16 protein-coding genes and 1 pseudogene are annotated in these 16,621 nt (G+C 53.6%); 12 read left to right on the forward strand and 5 right to left on the reverse strand.

The annotated features are described in order from the left end of the window. Positions 1-50: 50 nt before the first annotated feature. Positions 51-1,115, forward strand: a complete 1,065-nt coding sequence (locus CFLAV_RS18835; RefSeq protein ID WP_007416388.1) for a DMT family transporter — start codon at positions 51-53, stop codon at positions 1,113-1,115. A gap of 175 nt (positions 1,116-1,290) precedes the next feature. Further along, positions 1,291-1,806 carry a TPR end-of-group domain-containing protein gene (locus CFLAV_RS35030; protein WP_007416389.1) on the forward strand — a complete coding sequence of 172 codons (516 nt, stop codon included), beginning with the start codon at positions 1,291-1,293 and terminating at the stop codon, positions 1,804-1,806. Between the two features lie 53 nt (positions 1,807-1,859). On the opposite strand, the pseudogene CFLAV_RS37885 reads toward CFLAV_RS35030, so the two are convergent. Continuing rightward, positions 1,860-2,000: pseudogene (locus CFLAV_RS37885) on the reverse strand (response regulator); the annotation flags it as partial. Between the two features lie 284 nt (positions 2,001-2,284). Here CFLAV_RS37885 and CFLAV_RS32690 point away from each other — a divergent pair. Further along, positions 2,285-4,186, forward strand: a complete 1,902-nt coding sequence (locus CFLAV_RS32690; protein ID WP_007416390.1) for a GH25 family lysozyme — start codon at positions 2,285-2,287, stop codon at positions 4,184-4,186. 86 nt (positions 4,187-4,272) lie between these two features. Here CFLAV_RS32690 and CFLAV_RS18850 read toward each other — a convergent pair whose 3' ends face one another. The 4 genes from CFLAV_RS18850 to CFLAV_RS18865 all read right to left on the reverse strand — a co-directional run bounded on the left by CFLAV_RS18850 (position 4,273) and on the right by CFLAV_RS18865 (position 9,053). Continuing rightward, positions 4,273-4,734, reverse strand: coding sequence for a response regulator (locus tag CFLAV_RS18850; protein ID WP_007416391.1), 462 nt, complete (start codon positions 4,732-4,734; stop codon positions 4,273-4,275). Between the two features lie 149 nt (positions 4,735-4,883). After that, positions 4,884-5,318: a response regulator gene (locus CFLAV_RS18855; RefSeq protein ID WP_007416393.1), complete on the reverse strand. Its 435-nt coding sequence runs from the start codon at positions 5,316-5,318 to the stop codon at positions 4,884-4,886. Between the two features lie 213 nt (positions 5,319-5,531). Then, the gene (locus CFLAV_RS36560; RefSeq protein ID WP_007416394.1) at positions 5,532-7,682 is read right to left on the reverse strand and encodes an ABC transporter permease; all 2,151 of its coding nucleotides are present in this window, start codon (positions 7,680-7,682) and stop codon (positions 5,532-5,534) included. A 36-nt stretch (positions 7,683-7,718) separates the two neighbouring features. After that, complete coding sequence (locus tag CFLAV_RS18865; protein WP_007416395.1) at positions 7,719-9,053, reverse strand: efflux RND transporter periplasmic adaptor subunit; 1,335 nt, start codon at positions 9,051-9,053, stop codon at positions 7,719-7,721. Positions 9,054-9,786: 733 nt separating this feature from the next. On the opposite strand from CFLAV_RS18865, the gene CFLAV_RS18875 reads away from it, so the two are divergent. The 9 genes from CFLAV_RS18875 (at position 9,787) to CFLAV_RS18915 (ending at position 16,612) form a co-directional block, all read left to right on the forward strand. Beyond that, on the forward strand, positions 9,787-12,003 hold the full coding sequence (locus tag CFLAV_RS18875) for a TonB-dependent receptor (protein WP_007416397.1): 2,217 nt from the start codon (positions 9,787-9,789) through the stop codon (positions 12,001-12,003). A gap of 66 nt (positions 12,004-12,069) precedes the next feature. Continuing rightward, the gene (locus CFLAV_RS18880) at positions 12,070-12,777 is read left to right on the forward strand and encodes an energy transducer TonB (RefSeq protein WP_007416398.1); all 708 of its coding nucleotides are present in this window, start codon (positions 12,070-12,072) and stop codon (positions 12,775-12,777) included. 37 nt (positions 12,778-12,814) lie between these two features. Further along, positions 12,815-13,474, forward strand: a complete 660-nt coding sequence (locus tag CFLAV_RS18885; protein ID WP_007416399.1) for a MotA/TolQ/ExbB proton channel family protein — start codon at positions 12,815-12,817, stop codon at positions 13,472-13,474. Beyond that, on the forward strand, positions 13,471-13,896 hold the full coding sequence (locus CFLAV_RS18890; RefSeq protein WP_007416400.1) for an ExbD/TolR family protein: 426 nt from the start codon (positions 13,471-13,473) through the stop codon (positions 13,894-13,896). Before CFLAV_RS18885 ends, CFLAV_RS18890 begins: the two co-directional genes overlap by 4 nt. Beyond that, a complete protein-coding gene (locus tag CFLAV_RS18895) occupies positions 13,893-14,312 on the forward strand; it encodes an ExbD/TolR family protein (protein ID WP_007416401.1) in 420 nt (139 codons plus the stop codon). Before CFLAV_RS18890 ends, CFLAV_RS18895 begins: the two co-directional genes overlap by 4 nt. Positions 14,313-14,319: 7 nt before the next feature. Beyond that, complete coding sequence (locus tag CFLAV_RS18900; protein ID WP_007416402.1) at positions 14,320-14,850, forward strand: coiled-coil domain-containing protein; 531 nt, start codon at positions 14,320-14,322, stop codon at positions 14,848-14,850. A 93-nt stretch (positions 14,851-14,943) separates the two neighbouring features. After that, positions 14,944-15,180 (forward strand): hypothetical protein, encoded by a 237-nt coding sequence (locus CFLAV_RS18905; protein WP_007416403.1) that lies wholly within the window; start codon positions 14,944-14,946, stop codon positions 15,178-15,180. Positions 15,181-15,350: 170 nt separating this feature from the next. Next, on the forward strand, positions 15,351-15,950 hold the full coding sequence (locus CFLAV_RS18910) for a HEAT repeat domain-containing protein (RefSeq protein ID WP_040549423.1): 600 nt from the start codon (positions 15,351-15,353) through the stop codon (positions 15,948-15,950). Then, the gene (locus CFLAV_RS18915) at positions 15,947-16,612 is read left to right on the forward strand and encodes a HEAT repeat domain-containing protein (protein WP_007416405.1); all 666 of its coding nucleotides are present in this window, start codon (positions 15,947-15,949) and stop codon (positions 16,610-16,612) included. The genes CFLAV_RS18910 and CFLAV_RS18915 overlap by 4 nt, the downstream gene beginning before the upstream one ends. Positions 16,613-16,621 lie beyond the last annotated feature (9 nt).

Raw genomic sequence — 16,621 nt, forward strand, 5'->3', positions numbered from 1 at the left:
AGAACTGGACTATGAACTCGAATTAATCCATTTTTAAGGTGGAATAGCGGGTGAATAAAAACGCACATAAGTGGTCGGGCGTGATCGCTGCTTTGCTGGCTGCGTTCCTCTTCGGCGCCAGCACGCCGTTCTCCAAGGCGTTCCTGCCGCAGATGAGTCCCCAACTAATGGCGGGACTGCTCTACCTTTCCTCCGGCGTTGGGCTCGGCGTTTACTGGATTCTGCGTGGACGCAGCAACCGCACGGATAAGGAAGCCCGTTTAACTGGCAAAGATGTACCCTGGCTGGCCGGGGCGTTTCTTTCCGGCGGTGTGATTGGGCCGGTTTTGCTTTTAATAGGCTTGCGGGAAACTCCCGCGTCGAGTGCCTCCCTGCTGCTGAATCTGGAGGGAGTTTTCACCGCCTTGCTCGCCTGGTTTGTGTTCAAGGAGAATTTTGATTCACGCATCGCGGCAGGAATGGCGCTTATTGCCGGAGGTGGAGTGGTGCTGGCCTGGAACGGTCAACGTATCGAAGGTTTTCCCTGGGGATCATTGGCCATTATTGGAGCCTGCCTCGCGTGGGCCATCGACAATAACCTGACCCGAAAAGCGTCGGCCAGTGACCCGGTGCAAATCGCCATGCTCAAGGGCCTGGTGGCAGGAACCGTAAATACGACGCTCGGTCTTTTGCTGGGCAGCAAACTGCCTGGCCTATCCACGCTGCTGGCTACCAGCTTGATTGGACTCTTTGGATATGGAATAAGCCTCACGCTGTTTATTCGGGGATTGCGCCACATTGGAGCGGCCCGGACTGGGGCTTACTTTTCGACCGCACCTTTCATCGGGGCGATTATTTCACTCCTGCTCTTCCGCGACCCTATCACTGCAACGCTGCTCTTAGCCGGCTGTCTCATGGCCGCTGGCGTCTGGCTGCACCTGACGGAGCACCACGAGCACTGGCACGTTCATGAGCCGCTGGAGCACGAACATCTCCACTATCACGACGAGCATCATCATCATGCACATGGCCCCCATGATCCACCAGGCGAACCTCACAGCCATTGGCATCAACACGAACCACTGGGCCATTCCCACCCACACCAGCCGGACATCCATCATCGGCATGGTCATTAACATGCGTGCGATGAAACCCTTTTCTCCTCCTTGCTTTTTTCCGGCACAAAAGATGCCGAGTCAACAGCATGGTCATGCCCAGGAAAGGCAGACAAGTAGTTAAAACAACATCCAATAGTAGGGTTTTAGTCGATTGTGATTTGGAGCTTGGAGTGGCACATACCCATAAGAGTCTATGAAGCCACGGCATAAACCTTTGGACTTCCCCGATATCTTCTATCTGATGGCGGCGGAAGGATGGGTGGAACTCGGTAATCCTGTTGAAGCCAGCCTGGAATTGGAACAGTTCAACCGCGAGCATCGATCGCATCCGGATGTGCTCATCGTTCGCTGGGCCATTCATGCCGATTTAAAGGACTGGGACGCCTGCCTCCAGATCGCCGCCACTCTGGTTAAAACAGCTCCCCGACGCTGCCGCGGCTGGTTGCAATATTCCATCTCGCTCCATCGCCTCGATCGAACACAGGAAGCCTACAATAATCTGTTCAAGGTCGCCAAAAAATTCCCCAAGGAATGGGCGATACCTTACAACCTGGCTTGCTATTGCGCCCAACTGGGGAAAACGGAAGAAGCCTGGCACTGGTTGGAGCAAGCCTGCCTCGTTGGTATTGCCAAAGATGTGAAACGCACCGCCGTCACTGATCCAGACCTTGAACCCTTGTGGAAGCAGATGGGGCTGGAGAAGGCGTAACCAGTCATCAAAACGATTGGCTGCTTCAGGTCCTGCCTCTTAATCGCGTGGGCCAGCTCGACTCCCTTCATCTTAAGCATGGAATAATCGGTCATTACCAGGTCGCACTTACCCATCTTAGATTTAGCCAGACCTTCGGCTCCATTTCGAGTCGCACCAACCTTGTGTCTGCCGTGCGATAATTGGAGGCGCACTGTTCCGGCCAAACTAGCCAGCCTTCATTGGATGCGGGATGAAATGTAGATTTCTGTTTCCACTCTGTGCAATTTGAATCAACGGATTGCATGAAATCGGTCGCGCAGTACTGATTGCTACATCAAGCCGATCTGCCTCGTCACGCCTGCCCTGCCCGTTTTAAAAACATGCACTATCGAGCTTGCAAATAGAAACCCCGCCTTATAAAACTAAAGCACATAATTTCAAACGGCGAATTCCTATACTTGGAGTCCTGCCTGTTTGTTGTACGTGCATCAGATTTATGAACTCAGATCGCCCCTTTTCCTCCTGGCTACAGGTTATCATCATCACTCTCGGACTTGTCATTGCGCCCACGCTCGCCCTGGCTCAGCGGCCGATAGGAATCGATGTGTCCGACTACCAGAGCGCGAGCATAAACTGGGCGACCTTAAAGAATACTTACAACATCAGCTTTGCCTGGGCCAAAGCCTCGGAAGGCACAAGCTCCGGCAGCGGTTCCGGTGGCGGGAATTTCCCAACCTACAACGCCAACGCCAAAGCCGCCGGAGTAATCATCGGCGCTTACCATTATGCCCGGTATGACTTGCATGCCGGCACATCTGGCGCCACTTCGGAAGCAAATGTGTTCTGGAATGCCATCAAGACTTACACGAAAACTGATGGTCTGACCCTGATGCCGATGCTCGATGTTGAGGCCAGCTTCACCAACCAAACCAAAGCCACAATTACGGCATGGGTCAACCAATGGTGTCTCACGGTCTCCAACAACGCGGCGACTGCCGGCCTCAAGCTCAAACCATGCGTCTATATTTCAAGCTCCAAAGCCGCCACCTATCTTGACAGCACGGTGAACCAATGGAACACAGACATCGCCAGCTGGTATTCAAACCACGCCACCGCCGAATCCTCGGCGCAGGGAGCGGGAACTCCGATTGGCGGCATTACTCCATGGACCACCTGGCAGTTCTGGCAATACGACGACCAAAACGTCGCTCAAGCTCTCACTACCGGCGATGGCGATATTTTCAACGGCACCCTCGCCCAATTAACTAACAATATGGTGGTAAAACCCCTCGGGCCCGTCATCACCACCCAGCCTGTGACTATCACAGCCGTTGAAGGCGCGAACGCAAGTTTCACCGTGGCTGCGACCGGCAGCGGGACAATCCACTACCAATGGCAGTTTAACGGGACAAACATCGCCACCGCCACGGCCAGCAGGCTTACCCTCACCAATATCGTTATTACGAATGGCGGCGGCTACTCAGTGGCACTGACTGACTCGATTGGAACCACCCCCAGTTCCACTGCATATCTCAACGTCCAGATACCTTTGGTCAATGCCGCAGGGAGCATCGTGGCTCCCACCGGCATGGTGAACTGGTGGCCGGCGGATGGCAGCGCCAATGACATTTTTGGCACGGCAAACTGCCTCCCGCAGGGCGGATTTTACTACGCACCCGGCGAGAGCGGCACCGCTTTCCACTTTGATGGCTCAACCGGCCTGATGACAAACGGCGCTGCAAACCTGGCAGTTCCCTGGACGCTTAGCATGTGGGTCAACCGCCAAGACTCGCCCCAGACTTCGGCTATCTTGATGTCCGATGGCACCTACTCTTTGAAGCTCGAACAGTACAACGGCACTCACCAGGTGGGATTGACGATTTTGGGCGTGGGCGATTATGTCTTCAGCCCGGCTTACACCGTCCCGATCGGAACCTGGACCCATTTGGCCTTCGTCGGCACGAGCTCGGGCACCAGCTTATATGCCAATGGCATTTACAAAGGTTCGCTTACCAACATTCCCCTGCCCCGCAAGTTTATTGGAGCGGCGTACATTACATCCTCCGCCAAATATGTCGATTTCATGCTGGGCAGCCTCGATGAAATCATGACCTTCAACCGGGCTTTGAGCGCCTCGGAAATCAGTGCGATTTATTCCTCAGGCAGCGCAGGAATGGTTCGGGCGCCTCAGATTGTCAGTTCCCTGTCTTCCGGCCCGAACCAGATGACCCTCAAATTCAAAGGTCAAACCGGCAAAAATTACACCCTTTACTCTTCCACCAACCTGATTGACTGGATCTCATTGGGAAATGTCGCGAACACCCTTGGCACCAATCAATACATCGACACCTCCGCCACCAACGATCAGGAATTCTATCGCCTCTCGCAGACCTATTAATAGTCACCGCCCTGGTTCATGTCGCCTAGGATTTGCCTGGAAGAGATTTCTGAAGGCGAATCGGAATCAGCCATCAGTGAAATGGATTATGAACACTTTTCCGGGGGCCGTGGTTTTTGAGAGATCTCCCAAAAGCCTAAACTTTTTCCAATCATTTCGGTAAGCTCCTTCAAAGTTGAGGGCTTTACCAAATAAGCATTAGCTCCCAATTCAAAAGCTCGCTTGACGTCCGATTCCTGCGCGGAAGCAGTAAGAATAATAAAAGGAATCACGGAACAATCGGTATGGCTTTTAATCCATGTCAGCAGCTCGAAACCATTCATTAGGGGCATTTTCAGGTCACTATAAATAATGTAGGGAAAAGGATATTTGTTGCGGTCATCATAAGGCGGGAGGCCACGCAAATAATCGACGGCTTCCTGTCCATTACTCACAATACACACCTGCCCCTGAACCTCATTGCGCTTCAAGGCCATCTGGAGCAACAGAACATCATCCTCCAAGTCTTCCACGATCAATATGGGTTCCGTTTTTGAGTTTGTGAGCATGTCTTAAGCCGTTGCTATTAACGTCGCACTTCCGGAATGGTTGTAAAGAATCGGGGCTGCCACGGTTATGCCCGAACCACGATAGGAAGAGGTGTTTGATTTCTGATTATAAGCTTGAACCGTTTCAGACTGGTTGGGACGGCGGTAATTCATCTCTGCTTACTCATTAAATCCCAATACTCCACGATGATTCGATTGATGCGCTGAAGTTCTTTAGCCTCCATCGGTTTGCTAACGTAAGCCGCCGCCCCCAGTTCTCGCGCCCTTTCCTTGTCCGATTCCGTGCTGGAAGAACTGAGCATTACCACCGGAATGTGTTTTAATTCGGGGCGATTGCGCAGCCATTCCAGTACCTCAAAGCCATTTATCCGCGGCATTTTGATGTCCATGACAATCAGCATGGGAATGGGAAACTTTTCGCGGTCGGCATAGGCTTCCGCGCCACTAAGGTAAGCAATGGCATTTTCACCGTTCTCGGCCACTTGCAGGGGATTGGAAAGGCCGCTTAGGAGAAAAGCTCTCTTGAAGAAAAACACATCGTTTTCATCATCTTCGACCAAAAGAATTGTCGAATTTTCCAGCATCAATAACTTAGCCTACGCTTCAAATATATTCGCGGAATGGGGTAAAATCCCAATTGCGAAATGAGAGTTTACCGGGCGACGCGCCTGCCTTATGACGCGTAATCTTCATATTCTTCGGATTGTTGAAGCGAAATGACTGATTGGATATTGATCAAGCCCTCGGCTGAAGATCGCTGTCAAAGTTTACCAGAACGCATTATTGCGGATTGTACTTTACTCATATCGGAGCGCCTCAATCGGGTTGAGCCGCGACGCTTTCCAGGCGGGGTAATAGCCGAAGATGATTCCCACCGTCAGCGAGACGGCGACCGCCGCAATGATGGCGGGCAAGGATGGCAAGGTTGGCCAGTGCAGCAATGCGGTAACGAGGAGCGAAATGCCGCGGCCAGTAAGAATCCCGACGATGCCTCCGGCGAGGCAGAGCACGACGGCTTCGACCAGAAATTGCCTGAGAATGTCACGCGCACGTGCGCCCAAAGCCATGCGCAATCCAATTTCCCGCGTTCTCTCGGTCACCGAAACCAGCATGATGTTCATGATTCCAACTCCGCCGACGACCAGCGAAATGAGGGCGACAATCAGCAGCAAATTCGTCATGACCCGGCTGGTGGAGGCGAGTGCCTGCGAAAGCTCAGTCAAATCGCGAATTCTGAAATCGTCCGGTCTTCCAGCACGAATCCGGTGCCGCTCCCGCAGCACGCTGGTGATTTGCCGAATGGCGATCGGAATATCGTGTGGACTGGCAGCGGAAACCCAAACGTCGTCCAGGTCCGCGAACCGCGTCATTTGGGGCATGTCGGCCGCTTGCACGGCGGACTGCTGTGGGTAAAGCTGCACCTGCTGGTTTGGATAAAGTGGCTTGAGGGAGTTAATTTGGCTGGACGAGGACGCGGCTCCTGCAGTTTGAGTGGCCTGTCTTACTCCGGACACCCGGAATTTAATGGTTGTCCAGGGAGCAATCATATAATCGTCCTGATCTCTTCCCATCATGTTGGCTCCCTTCGGACTCAGGACGCCGATCACTTTCAAGCCGATGTTTTTGATTCTGATTTCCTTGCCAACTGGCGACTCGTCGCCGAACAACTGTTTGACCACCGTTTGACCAATCAGACAAACTGCCGCCGCGCTGCGGACATCGTCGGTAGTGAACGGTTGGCCCGCTGACAAATCCCATTTGCGGACCGTCAGGAAATCCGGTGTTGTGCCGAGGATATTGTTTGGTTGCCAATTGCGGTTGCCGTACAGCACCTGCGCCCGGGAGTCCACGCTCGGAGCCACCGCCTGAACGGCGGTACATTCCTGTCGAATGGCATCAGCATCTTCGGGAGTCAGCGTCACCTGCCCGCCGCCGCCCGAACTTACTCCGCCCACTGAAGTGTCACTCGGATCAAGCTGGATGACATTGGCTCCCAGACTGGCAATGGTCTGTTCGATGGAATGCGAGGAGCCCCGGCCGATTTCCATCATGGCAATTACGGCAGCGATGCCGATGATGATGCCAATGCACGTCAGCACCGAGCGCATGACGTTGCGCCGCAGCGCATGCAAAGCCATCCGCAGGATTCGGTAGGCTGTGCTGAAGGAAAAGGCCGGCCAATCTGCCGCAACTTCAGGTTGTTGCCGCCTGCCTGTGGTAACGGTTTCCGCCTTGCCAGCCGGCACTGGATTTTGTGGCGGTCCATCTTCAACGATGATTCCATCGCTGACGCGAATCACGCGCTTAGCATGCCGGGCGACGTTCATATCGTGAGTCACGATAATGATCGTAATGCCTTCCTCCTCGTTCAGCTTTTGAAACATCCGCAGCACTTCCTCAGTCGTGCGTGAATCGAGGTTGCCGGTTGGTTCATCGGCGAAGAGTACCGGCGGACGATTGATTAACGCGCGAGCAATGGCGACGCGCTGCTGCTGGCCACCCGATAGCTGGGAAGGTTCGTGATCCATCCGCTCCTGCAACCCGACGAGTTGCAACATTTCCCGGGCACGCTGACGACACTCATGCTGGGACAGATGAGTGGCAGTGTAGTTCAGCGGCAACAGCACATTGTCCAGCGCACTGGTCCGGGGCAACAAATTAAAGTTTTGGAATACAAATCCAATTTTTGTATTGCGCGCCAGGGCACGGCCATCCTCGGAGAGCGCAGACATCTCCTGTCCATCGAGCCAGTAGGTGCCGGAGGTCGGCTGGTCGAGGCAGCCTAAAATGTTCATGAGCGTGCTCTTACCCGAACCGCTGACGCCCACGAGAGCAACCAACTCACCCTGATTAATTTGCAGGGAGACTCCCTGCAGCACGGGTATCTCGAGTTCACCCCGGCGGTAAACCTTGAGAACGTTTTCTAATGTGATGAGAGCCTTGCTCAATGACTTTATTTCCCTTTTCGATTTGAATCAGGCAGTTCAACGCTTGCGAACAGGCGGCAGGAAAGGATTTTGGGTGCCGGTCTGTGTGTTTTCAGCGGTTTCCCCGGTGACGACTTCCTGGCCTTCGCGCAAACCATCGGTAACGACAGCAGTGCTTGCACCATCTGAGGCCCCGCATTTCACCTCCATGGGCCGGACGAATTCGCCATCCTTCACCCAGACCAGGCCCTGAGTTTGTTTGGAATTTTCGTCCTTCCTGGCGGGCTTCGATTCGCCATGAGGTTCCTCCTGCGCCGGGCTGGTGGATTTCCACGAACGGAAGTCCGGCGCTATCTGCGCGAGCGAGGAAGGGTTCCAGCGCAAGGCGGCGTTGGGCACCAAAAGTGCATTCGAGTCCTTCTTCACGATGAAATGCACGTTGGCGGTCAGATAAGGCAGTAAAATATTGTCTGGATTCTCCGTGTTCACCTCGACGGTGTACATGACCACATTCTGTGTCATGGTGGCGTTCAGGCGCACCTTCCCCACAGTGCCAGCGAATTCCCGGTCGGGAAAAGTGTCACAGGCGAACGTAGCCGGTCCCCCGCAAACGATGCGGCCTATGTCCGCCTCGTTCACGGCAACCCAGATCTGCATTTTGGTGAGGTCGTTGGCGATGAGAAACAGGCTGGGGGCGTTAAGGCTGCTCACGACGGTCTGCCCGATGTTCACGCGGCGGTCGATGATCACGCCTTTGACCGGCGATTTGATGGTGCAGAAATCCAGGTTGCGTTGCGCCTTATCGATGGCTGCCTGGGCTTGCACGGTGCTTGCCTTGGCTCGCGCGAGGGCCGCTTCGGCAACGGCCACGTTGGCTTTGGCGACTGCGTCAGCGGACTTGAAGGAATCGAAGTCGGAGCCGGAAATTAACTTGGCAGCGCTGAGCGCCTGCGCGCGATCCCATTCCGTCCCGGCCTGAAGCAGTTTGGCTTTGACCTGTTCGATATTGGCGGCAGCGCTCAGTTCGTCAGCCTTGTCCTGTTCCATTTGCGCCCTGGCCACGGAAAGCTCGGCGGTGTAAACCGACTCGTCGATCTTGGCGAGAATACCTCCCTCTTCGACAACCGAGCCGTAGTCAATCGTTTTGCCATCCTTGTCCTTGCCGAAAGAACTGATTTGACCCGCCACCTGGGCGCCGACATCCACGACTTCCACCGGCTCTATCGTTCCCGTTGCGCTGATGGTGGTGGCGACATCACCGCGCTTCACGATTGCGGTGCGGAATGACAGTTTGGGACCATTTTGCGCATGCCAGCGCCATGCTCCATATCCGCCGGCAAGGGCAAGGATGACGATGGCGATGATTGGTTTTTTCAAAAAGCGTTGCATCATTTGATTCTGATTTGTCAGCGGATCAGGCGAATGCAAGTGAGCAGTGCGCGGCGGCTGATTTACATGACTCAAAGCAATAAAGACAAACAGCCTACCGCTCAACACTTAATTTGCATGCTGTTTGACATTCTCTTTTCCAGGCACAGCCGTCAAATTAAACAAAATTCATTCCCACTTCGCAGCACTGGAACGTATGAAATGCTTGCAAAAGGATTCTGCGCATGCTAACTGAACAATGCGGTTGCTCAGACATGCGCTTTTTTGATAAACAAAGCAGGATCGGCAAATCCATTCTGGCATTTTTGCTGGCTGGTTTAGTGTTGCTCGTCGGCGCGTCCGCAGCCAGTTCTTCGCTCCACAAATTCCTTCACTCTGACGCCGGCTCATCTGACCATGAGTGTTTGATAACCGCCTTTCACAAAGGCAAGGTATCAACGGCCGCTGCCGCGCCAGTTCAGGTTAGTGTGGAGACCTCAGTTAGCTGGAGCCTCCCGGTCATTGAAACTTTTGTTCCCGCTTCCGCAGATTATCGGTTTTCTTCAAGTCGCGCTCCTCCTTCCCACCCCTTCTCCCATCTCATCTAGTTCTCAGGTCGTTTTTTAGACGTTCAGTATTCCGTAAATAGACCTCTTTGTCGTGGGTGCGTGTGCATTCATGCCAGAGCCTTGGAACACGTAAAACTTATTAACCGTAAATTTTTTAGTTGTGATTAATTTCAAATTTGAGCGCAGTTATGAAAACCTTTTCCATCATTCAGAAGCATTCTGTCCTTAATAAAACCAAAGTCTCCTTTGTCAACCAACGTGCGTATTGGGCAGCCATCTGGCTGGCTTCATTAAGCTGTGGCAGCATTGCCCAGGCACAAACCAATGAGGTTTCAGCATCGGCTGCGACCGCAAGTTCAGGCAGTTCGACCAACGTTTCCAAGCTGGAGAATGTGACCGTGTTCGGCCAGTTGGAGGAGGCGCGCAACAAGATCGTGGCCGATCTTGGCGCGACCACCTACACAATCACCCAACAACAAATTGAGGCGCAATCCCAAGGGCAAAACGCTTCCTTTAACCAGGTGCTGCTCCGCGCTCCCGGCGTGGCACAGGATTCCTTTGGACAGATTCACGTCCGGGGTGAACACGCCAATCTCCAATATCGCATCAACGACGTCATCCTGCCGGAGGGCATCAGCGGGTTCGGCCAGACATTGGATACCCGTTTTGTGAATCAGTTGGAACTCATCACCGGCACCCTGCCCGCCCAGTATGGCTTCCGCACTGCGGGAGTGGTGGACATTCATACCAAGAACGGCGCTTTTAACAGTGGCGGCGATGCTTCCCTCTATGGCGGCAGTTTTTCCACGATCCAGCCGAGTTTTGAATATGGCGGCAAGCAGGGCGACCTGAACTATTATTACACCGGAAGCTATCTGCACACCGGCCAGGGAATTGAAAATCCCACGGGCAGCAATGATCCGATTCACGATAATTCCGATCAGTTCAAAGGTTTCGCTTATCTCTCCTACGTCTTGGATGACACCAGCCGGCTGAGTCTGATGTTGAGCGGGGCGCATGGCTACTTTCAGGTGCCGAACAATCCCAATCAACCTCCGGGCACCGATCCGAATGGCAATCCCTTCCCACTTGGAGGCGTTGCCTTTAATTCTTCGAGTCTCAACGAAAATCAAACCGAGCAAAATTACTACGGAGTGCTCGCCTATCAGAAGATCCTGGGCGACCTGAACTTTCAACTCGCGGGATTCAGCAGCTACAGCAGTGTGTTGTTCCGCCCCGACTCAACCGGCGACCTGTTCTTCAACGGTGTGGCCAGCCGGGTGGATCGACACATTCTCACGCAGGGTGTTCAAGGCGATTCCAGCTATGACATTAATGAAGCGCACACCCTGCGCGGCGGAATTCAGGGGACTGCCTCCAAAGCCGTTGCTGATACCAGCACCACGGTGTTTGCCATCGACGGCGCAGGTAACGCCGTGCCGCCTCCATTCGCCATCGTGGACAACAACTCCCTCTGGGGCTATCTCTTCGGCGCGTATCTCCAGGACGAGTGGAAAATCACGGATAAATGGACCGTCAACTTCGGCGCTCGCGTTGATGCCTACCATGCGGTCATCACGGAATCCGAGTTCGAGCCGCGTCTCAATGCCATCTTCAAAGCGACGGAGAAAACCACGTTGCATGCAGGTTATGCGCGCTACTTCACTCCGCCACCGCTGGAATCGATCTCACGAACCACCGTCGCGAAGTTCGAAAACACCTCCAACGCGGCGGCCAATTCGCAGAACGATCCGGTTAGAGCCGAGCGGTCGCATTATTTCGATGTGGGTGCCACGCAGACACTCGTGCCCGGGCTGAACCTGGGGCTTGATGGCTATTACAAGATCGCCAAGAACCAACTGGATGAAGGCCAGTTTGGCCAGGCGCTTATTGAGACACCTTTTAATTACAACCACGGCGAGGTGTATGGGGTCGAACTTTCTGCGACTTACAAAAAAGATGGCTTCTCGGCCTTCGGCAACTTTGCGTATTCCGTCGCGAAGGCGCATGACATCAATTCGGCACAGTTCAACTTTGATCCCGCCGATCTCGCCTACATTAAAAACCATGATATTTTTGTCGATCACAATCAAACCTTCACCGGTTCGGTTGGCGTGTCCTATCAATGGAGGAAGACCCTGGCCTACGTCGATATGCTTTACGGCAACGGTCTGAGAGCCGATGGCGCGGTTCCGAACGGTCGTAAACTTAATTCTTACAGCCCGGTCAACCTGGGAATTGAACATAGCTTTCAGGTGGGCAAAAACCTGTTAAAGGCCCGCTTCGATGTAGTGAATGTGTTCGACGAAACCTATGAATTGCGCGATGGGACCGGCATTGGCGTTGGCGCGCCGCAGTTCGGTTCCCGCAGAGGTTTCTACGGCACGCTCAGCTATGTGTTTTAAAAGATTGGCCCGTTGCGGCCAGCCTATAAATGGGCTGGCCGCAACCCAACCTGAACTTGATCCAAGATGAAGGCAGATGATTTAACGCCAAAAGCTGGCTACCTGTTGAAGTCCGAACTGGCACGCGTCTGCCTGCCTTCCGCACGCAAGGACACGGATCGGAAGTTGGCCTGGATTAATTCCATCTGCATTTTGTTTCTGGTGATTGGCCTTGTTGGTTCCCAACCTGCAGCCGTCAAAATGAAGCCATTGCCTTCGATGGAGGAAGTCATTCCAGCCATGGTGGAACCCATTGTTCAACCGGTTGCGAGCACCACCCAGGAACAGAGCCAGGACTCGACCGATCAGGACCAGCCGGATACTCCCCAAGTGGTGATCGTCACACCTGAAACGCCCAACATCAATTTCTCAATTCCCACCGTAGGAACTTTGGTGGTGCCTTCCGCGCTCGCCAAAGCGCCTCCAGCGACCGCGCTGAGACCAATTGCGCCGGTAAAACAGGGGCCGGTTTCGGTCGCCAGCACTGGTGCGGGAGGTGAGCGACCACAACCACCCTATCCCAAAATTGCCTTGCAGGAACATGAACAGGGCACCGTCACGGTGCTGATAAATGTTAACGACACCGGGGGTGTCAGCTCCATCGAGGTTAAGGAATCATCCGGTTTCCCAATCCTGGATCGCAGCACGGTCGATTACATCAAACGACGCTGGGTTGTGCCGCCCATGAATGGCACACGGACTTTCGAAACCTCAATCACCTATAAACTGAAATAAAACGATCCCATAATCCCCAATAAAATATTCGTCTCTTATGCTCGCAAATATCGTAGTTCAATTCTTTCTCAAAGGCGGCCCGGTGATGTGGCCGATCCTGGTTTGTGCCGTAATTGCGGTTGCGGTCGTTGGCGAGCGCACATTCTGGTGGCTGCGCGAAAGCCGTAAACGCGATCCTCAAAAGCTGGAGCAACTGTTGGCGGCACTGGAGAATTCCGACGTGCCACAGGCCACGAAACTCTCAAAAGGCTCGGAAGATCCAGTTATTCGGATGATCTACCGTGGCCTTAATCATGTGAATGCTTCGATGCAAGGGGCTTTGCAACTAGCCGCTGGCATTGAATTGGAACGCGCCGGTCGCTTCCTGACCGTCATGGACACGTTGGTAACCCTTGCGCCGCTCCTCGGACTGCTGGGAACGGTCACCGGGTTGATGAGGGCCTTTCTCAGTATTGGAGACGCTGAATTATCGGTCATGGCGGTCACGGGGGGAATCGGGGAGGCGTTGATTGCGACGGCGTGCGGACTTGGAATCGCGATCATTTCCCTGATTCCCTACAACTACTTCAACCGGAAGATCACCCGTTTGCAGTTTGAACTGGAGACGGCGGCCACGAATGTCGAGGTGATGGTGAACGCAACCAAGATGAATGAAGTCAATAACCGACAGTTGTCGCCCGCCCCTGCCGCCCGATGAAACTAACCTCGCCAGTTCAAGGCCGCCATTCGCGCATCGAGATCATTCCGTTGATCGACATCATGTTCTTTCTCCTGGCCTCGTTCATGATGGTCAGCCTGCAGATGAACCGGACCCAAAACATCAAGGTCAACCTGCCATCCGCCACCCAGTCCCGGCATGATTTCAAGCCGGACATGGTCAACGTCGCCGTCGATAAGAATGGAGGCGTCTGGCTGGAGAAAAAGCAAATCTCATTGCCTGAACTCGGCGCCGTGCTCAGCAACCGTTTCCGGTTGGACACCAACCTGCCGGTCTATATCAGCGGCGATCGCGACACACTGCATGGAGCCATGGCAGATGTTTTGGAAACGGTGCGCGGAGCGGGAGTTCAAAAGGTGGCCTTCACCGTGGGCGCGAATGAAACCCAGAATAACAAATGAAAATCCGCTCCCCTCTGCCGCGAAGAAAGACGCGTATCGAGATCATACCCTTGATCGACATCATGTTCTTTCTGCTCGCCTCGTTTATGATGGTCAGCCTGCAAATGCAAAAAGTGCGGACGCTCAAGGCCAGTCTGCCCACAGCCACGCTGGCCAAAGCCAGCGCCAAGCCGGATATGATTAACCTGACCGTGGACAAGTACGGGCAGGTATCCCTGGATAAAAAGCCCGTGTCCTTCCCCGAACTGCTGCCCATTCTTACGAACCGTTATAACCTGAATACCAACCTGCCCGTATACATTTCCGGCACCAGGGACGCCACGCATGGTTCAATGATCTATCTCCTGGACTTTGTAAAGCGCGCCGGCATCCAGCGTGTGGCCATCGCGATAAAGAGTGCGCCCGATCATCCGTAAAAACATAATGAAAAGTTTCCAACAAAACCTGCTTATTCTGCTGGCACTCAGCCTCTGCGCCTTGTGCGCCTACCAATGGTATGGCCAGACTCTCCAGCGGAAGGAAATCGCCGGTCTCAATCAACTTCTCTATGACAAATCGGCTGCCGTTCAGAGCTACACCAATTCCATCAAGACCATGGACCGGCAGATTGCGCAAATGGATGGGCGGATTACGGAGTTAAAGGAGATTGCCAAAACCAACGATCAACTGGTGCTCAGTCAGAAGCGCGACCTCAGCCGATTGCAGGCGAGCAATAGTGGTCTGACAAATCAGATAACGGAATACAAAAAGGCGGTGGAGAGTCTGGAAACAAAAATCAAGGATGCCTACGCAGGCATCAAAAAGCAAAATGACGCCATGAAAGAGTTGGCAACACAAAGAGACGACTTCATCAAGAAATTGAATGATGCCGTGAAGGATCGCAATGATGTGGCAAGCAAGTATAACGAGCTGGTGGATAGATTCGATAAGCTGCAGGCTGTGGGTAACAAGTGATCGAATGATTTGCCCGGCAAGGATGACGGGGTGCGCTGGATTGCACGGGTGGGTTCCGCTTCGGGTCGCGTGGGTTGAGCTGTTTTGCAGCTTATGGATAAGTTCACCACGGATACACGCAGGGCACGGAGAATATGGGAATGGAATGGCGGGTTGGGTGTGGCCTGGGAGTATGGGGAGGGTAAGATAGTGGATATTATTGGAGATGTACGCCGGTTTGGAAACCAGCGCTCTGAAAAAACCAGTTCTTTTCCGCGCTCGCATCGGAGTGCGACATTGGTTGGGGCGATTACGTTTCCCTGGGAGAAGTATGATCCCGCTTACGCGTAGATGCTACGGGAGAGTTGATGCCCAGGGGTGGCACTGGGGCATGGGTCGCGTACGCGAATCCAGGCGAGTTCGAGTGTTGCGATTGTGAGCCATGTCAGTGCGGCACGCGGGAGTGACGCGCGGGAGTTAATTTTCTCGTAAGCCGTAGCGAAGCATTTTATATCTTTGGTGTGGGGAAAAAGTGGAGAATTATCATCGTGGTTGCCGTGGTTACCCTTGTAATTGGAGGGATGGTCTGGCGCAGACCTCGCCCGCATGAACCGGAGCCGGTTTATCAAGGGCAACCGCAGAGTGCGTGGATCAATAGTCTTCAGGGAGGAATCGTGGGAATTGATAATGAGCACACCTGGCAAAGCCTCTTCACTGAAGATGAGGTAACCATCCTGATAAAAGCATTGGAAGCGCGTGACACTCGGAGTCAGAAGGTTTACAGGGCTGTGTGGCACAAGTTGCCATCGGCCCTGAGACGCCGACCCTTGCCTTATCCAGCGCAATCTGCGGAGGACGCTCATGTCACAGCGGCTGTGATCATTGGATTTTTGAGAGAGGATGCTCAATCAGCGATTCCGGCGCTAATTCGAGTGCTTCAGCAGGATGACATGGAATTCGCACGACGCCGAGCGGTAATGGCTTTGCCAGAAATCGGGCCAAGAGACAAACGGGTGGTGACGGCCCTCCGCGAAGCATTGAATGATCGATCACCTAAAGTGCGCGAGGCGGCGACGAATGCTCTTGCACAAATGTCGCCCCGGGTTCGGTCTATGAAATGAAAACGAAGCGGAATATCGAAATTCTCATCGTGACCCTGCTCACGGGTTTCGTCGTGATTTATGCCATATGGCCGAGTGAGCCGCGCTACCAAGGGAAGACGTTAACGAAGTGGCTGGAGTATTATTACATCAAGTATGGAAGCGGGACGGGGCGTAACAGGCCACTGCCACCCAAGGAACACGAGGCGGTTGACGCCATTGGTGTAAAGGCCATCCCCACGCTTTTATCGATGTTGAAAGCGAAGGATTCGCCAACACGAACCAATTTCATTCGCTTCTGGCGTCAGCACGGGTTTCCGAAAATCGATTGGGGAATGGAGGCGAACAATCAGCATGAGATGGCTGGAATGGGCTTTGCTATTCTCGGCAAGGAGGCACGTGCCGCCACATCTGGTTTAATCAAGCATACCGTTAATGAAGATCCTAAAATCAGACGCACAGCGCTGCTTTGCCTGAACACGATAGAAGCCGATCCGCAAATGTTATTTCCTGTTTTGGTCGAGCGCCTAAAAGATGACGAAGATCTGGTCAGCCACGTGGCCGCATATATGTTACGCGAGAAGTTCCCCAAGGAAGCAGAAAGGCTTGGCATTTATGAAAGATTTCCAGAATTAAAGCGAAGTTTCAAACCAGGCATTCAGCACTTCGATTGGCTACTTTGAATGAAATCC

Source organism: Pedosphaera parvula Ellin514 (assembly GCF_000172555.1).
Lineage (GTDB): Bacteria > Verrucomicrobiota > Verrucomicrobiia > Limisphaerales > Pedosphaeraceae > Pedosphaera.

Excerpts from the sequence above, each read along its gene's own strand:
- CFLAV_RS18850 (WP_007416391.1), bottom strand. The coding sequence starts at position 4,734 with ATGCTCACAAACTCAAAAACGGAACCCATATTGATCGTGGAAGACTTG.
- CFLAV_RS18915 (WP_007416405.1), top strand. The coding sequence starts at position 15,947 with ATGAAAACGAAGCGGAATATCGAAATTCTCATCGTGACCCTGCTCACG.
- CFLAV_RS18890 (WP_007416400.1), top strand. The coding sequence starts at position 13,471 with ATGAAACTAACCTCGCCAGTTCAAGGCCGCCATTCGCGCATCGAGATC.
- CFLAV_RS18880 (WP_007416398.1), top strand. The coding sequence starts at position 12,070 with ATGAAGGCAGATGATTTAACGCCAAAAGCTGGCTACCTGTTGAAGTCC.
- CFLAV_RS18900 (WP_007416402.1), top strand. The coding sequence starts at position 14,320 with ATGAAAAGTTTCCAACAAAACCTGCTTATTCTGCTGGCACTCAGCCTC.
- CFLAV_RS18905 (WP_007416403.1), top strand. The coding sequence starts at position 14,944 with ATGGATAAGTTCACCACGGATACACGCAGGGCACGGAGAATATGGGAA.
- CFLAV_RS18895 (WP_007416401.1), top strand. The coding sequence starts at position 13,893 with ATGAAAATCCGCTCCCCTCTGCCGCGAAGAAAGACGCGTATCGAGATC.
- CFLAV_RS35030 (WP_007416389.1), top strand. The coding sequence starts at position 1,291 with ATGAAGCCACGGCATAAACCTTTGGACTTCCCCGATATCTTCTATCTG.
- CFLAV_RS32690 (WP_007416390.1), top strand. The coding sequence starts at position 2,285 with ATGAACTCAGATCGCCCCTTTTCCTCCTGGCTACAGGTTATCATCATC.
- CFLAV_RS18855 (WP_007416393.1), bottom strand. The coding sequence starts at position 5,318 with ATGCTGGAAAATTCGACAATTCTTTTGGTCGAAGATGATGAAAACGAT.
- CFLAV_RS18865 (WP_007416395.1), bottom strand. The coding sequence starts at position 9,053 with ATGATGCAACGCTTTTTGAAAAAACCAATCATCGCCATCGTCATCCTT.
- CFLAV_RS18875 (WP_007416397.1), top strand. The coding sequence starts at position 9,787 with ATGAAAACCTTTTCCATCATTCAGAAGCATTCTGTCCTTAATAAAACC.
- CFLAV_RS18885 (WP_007416399.1), top strand. The coding sequence starts at position 12,815 with ATGCTCGCAAATATCGTAGTTCAATTCTTTCTCAAAGGCGGCCCGGTG.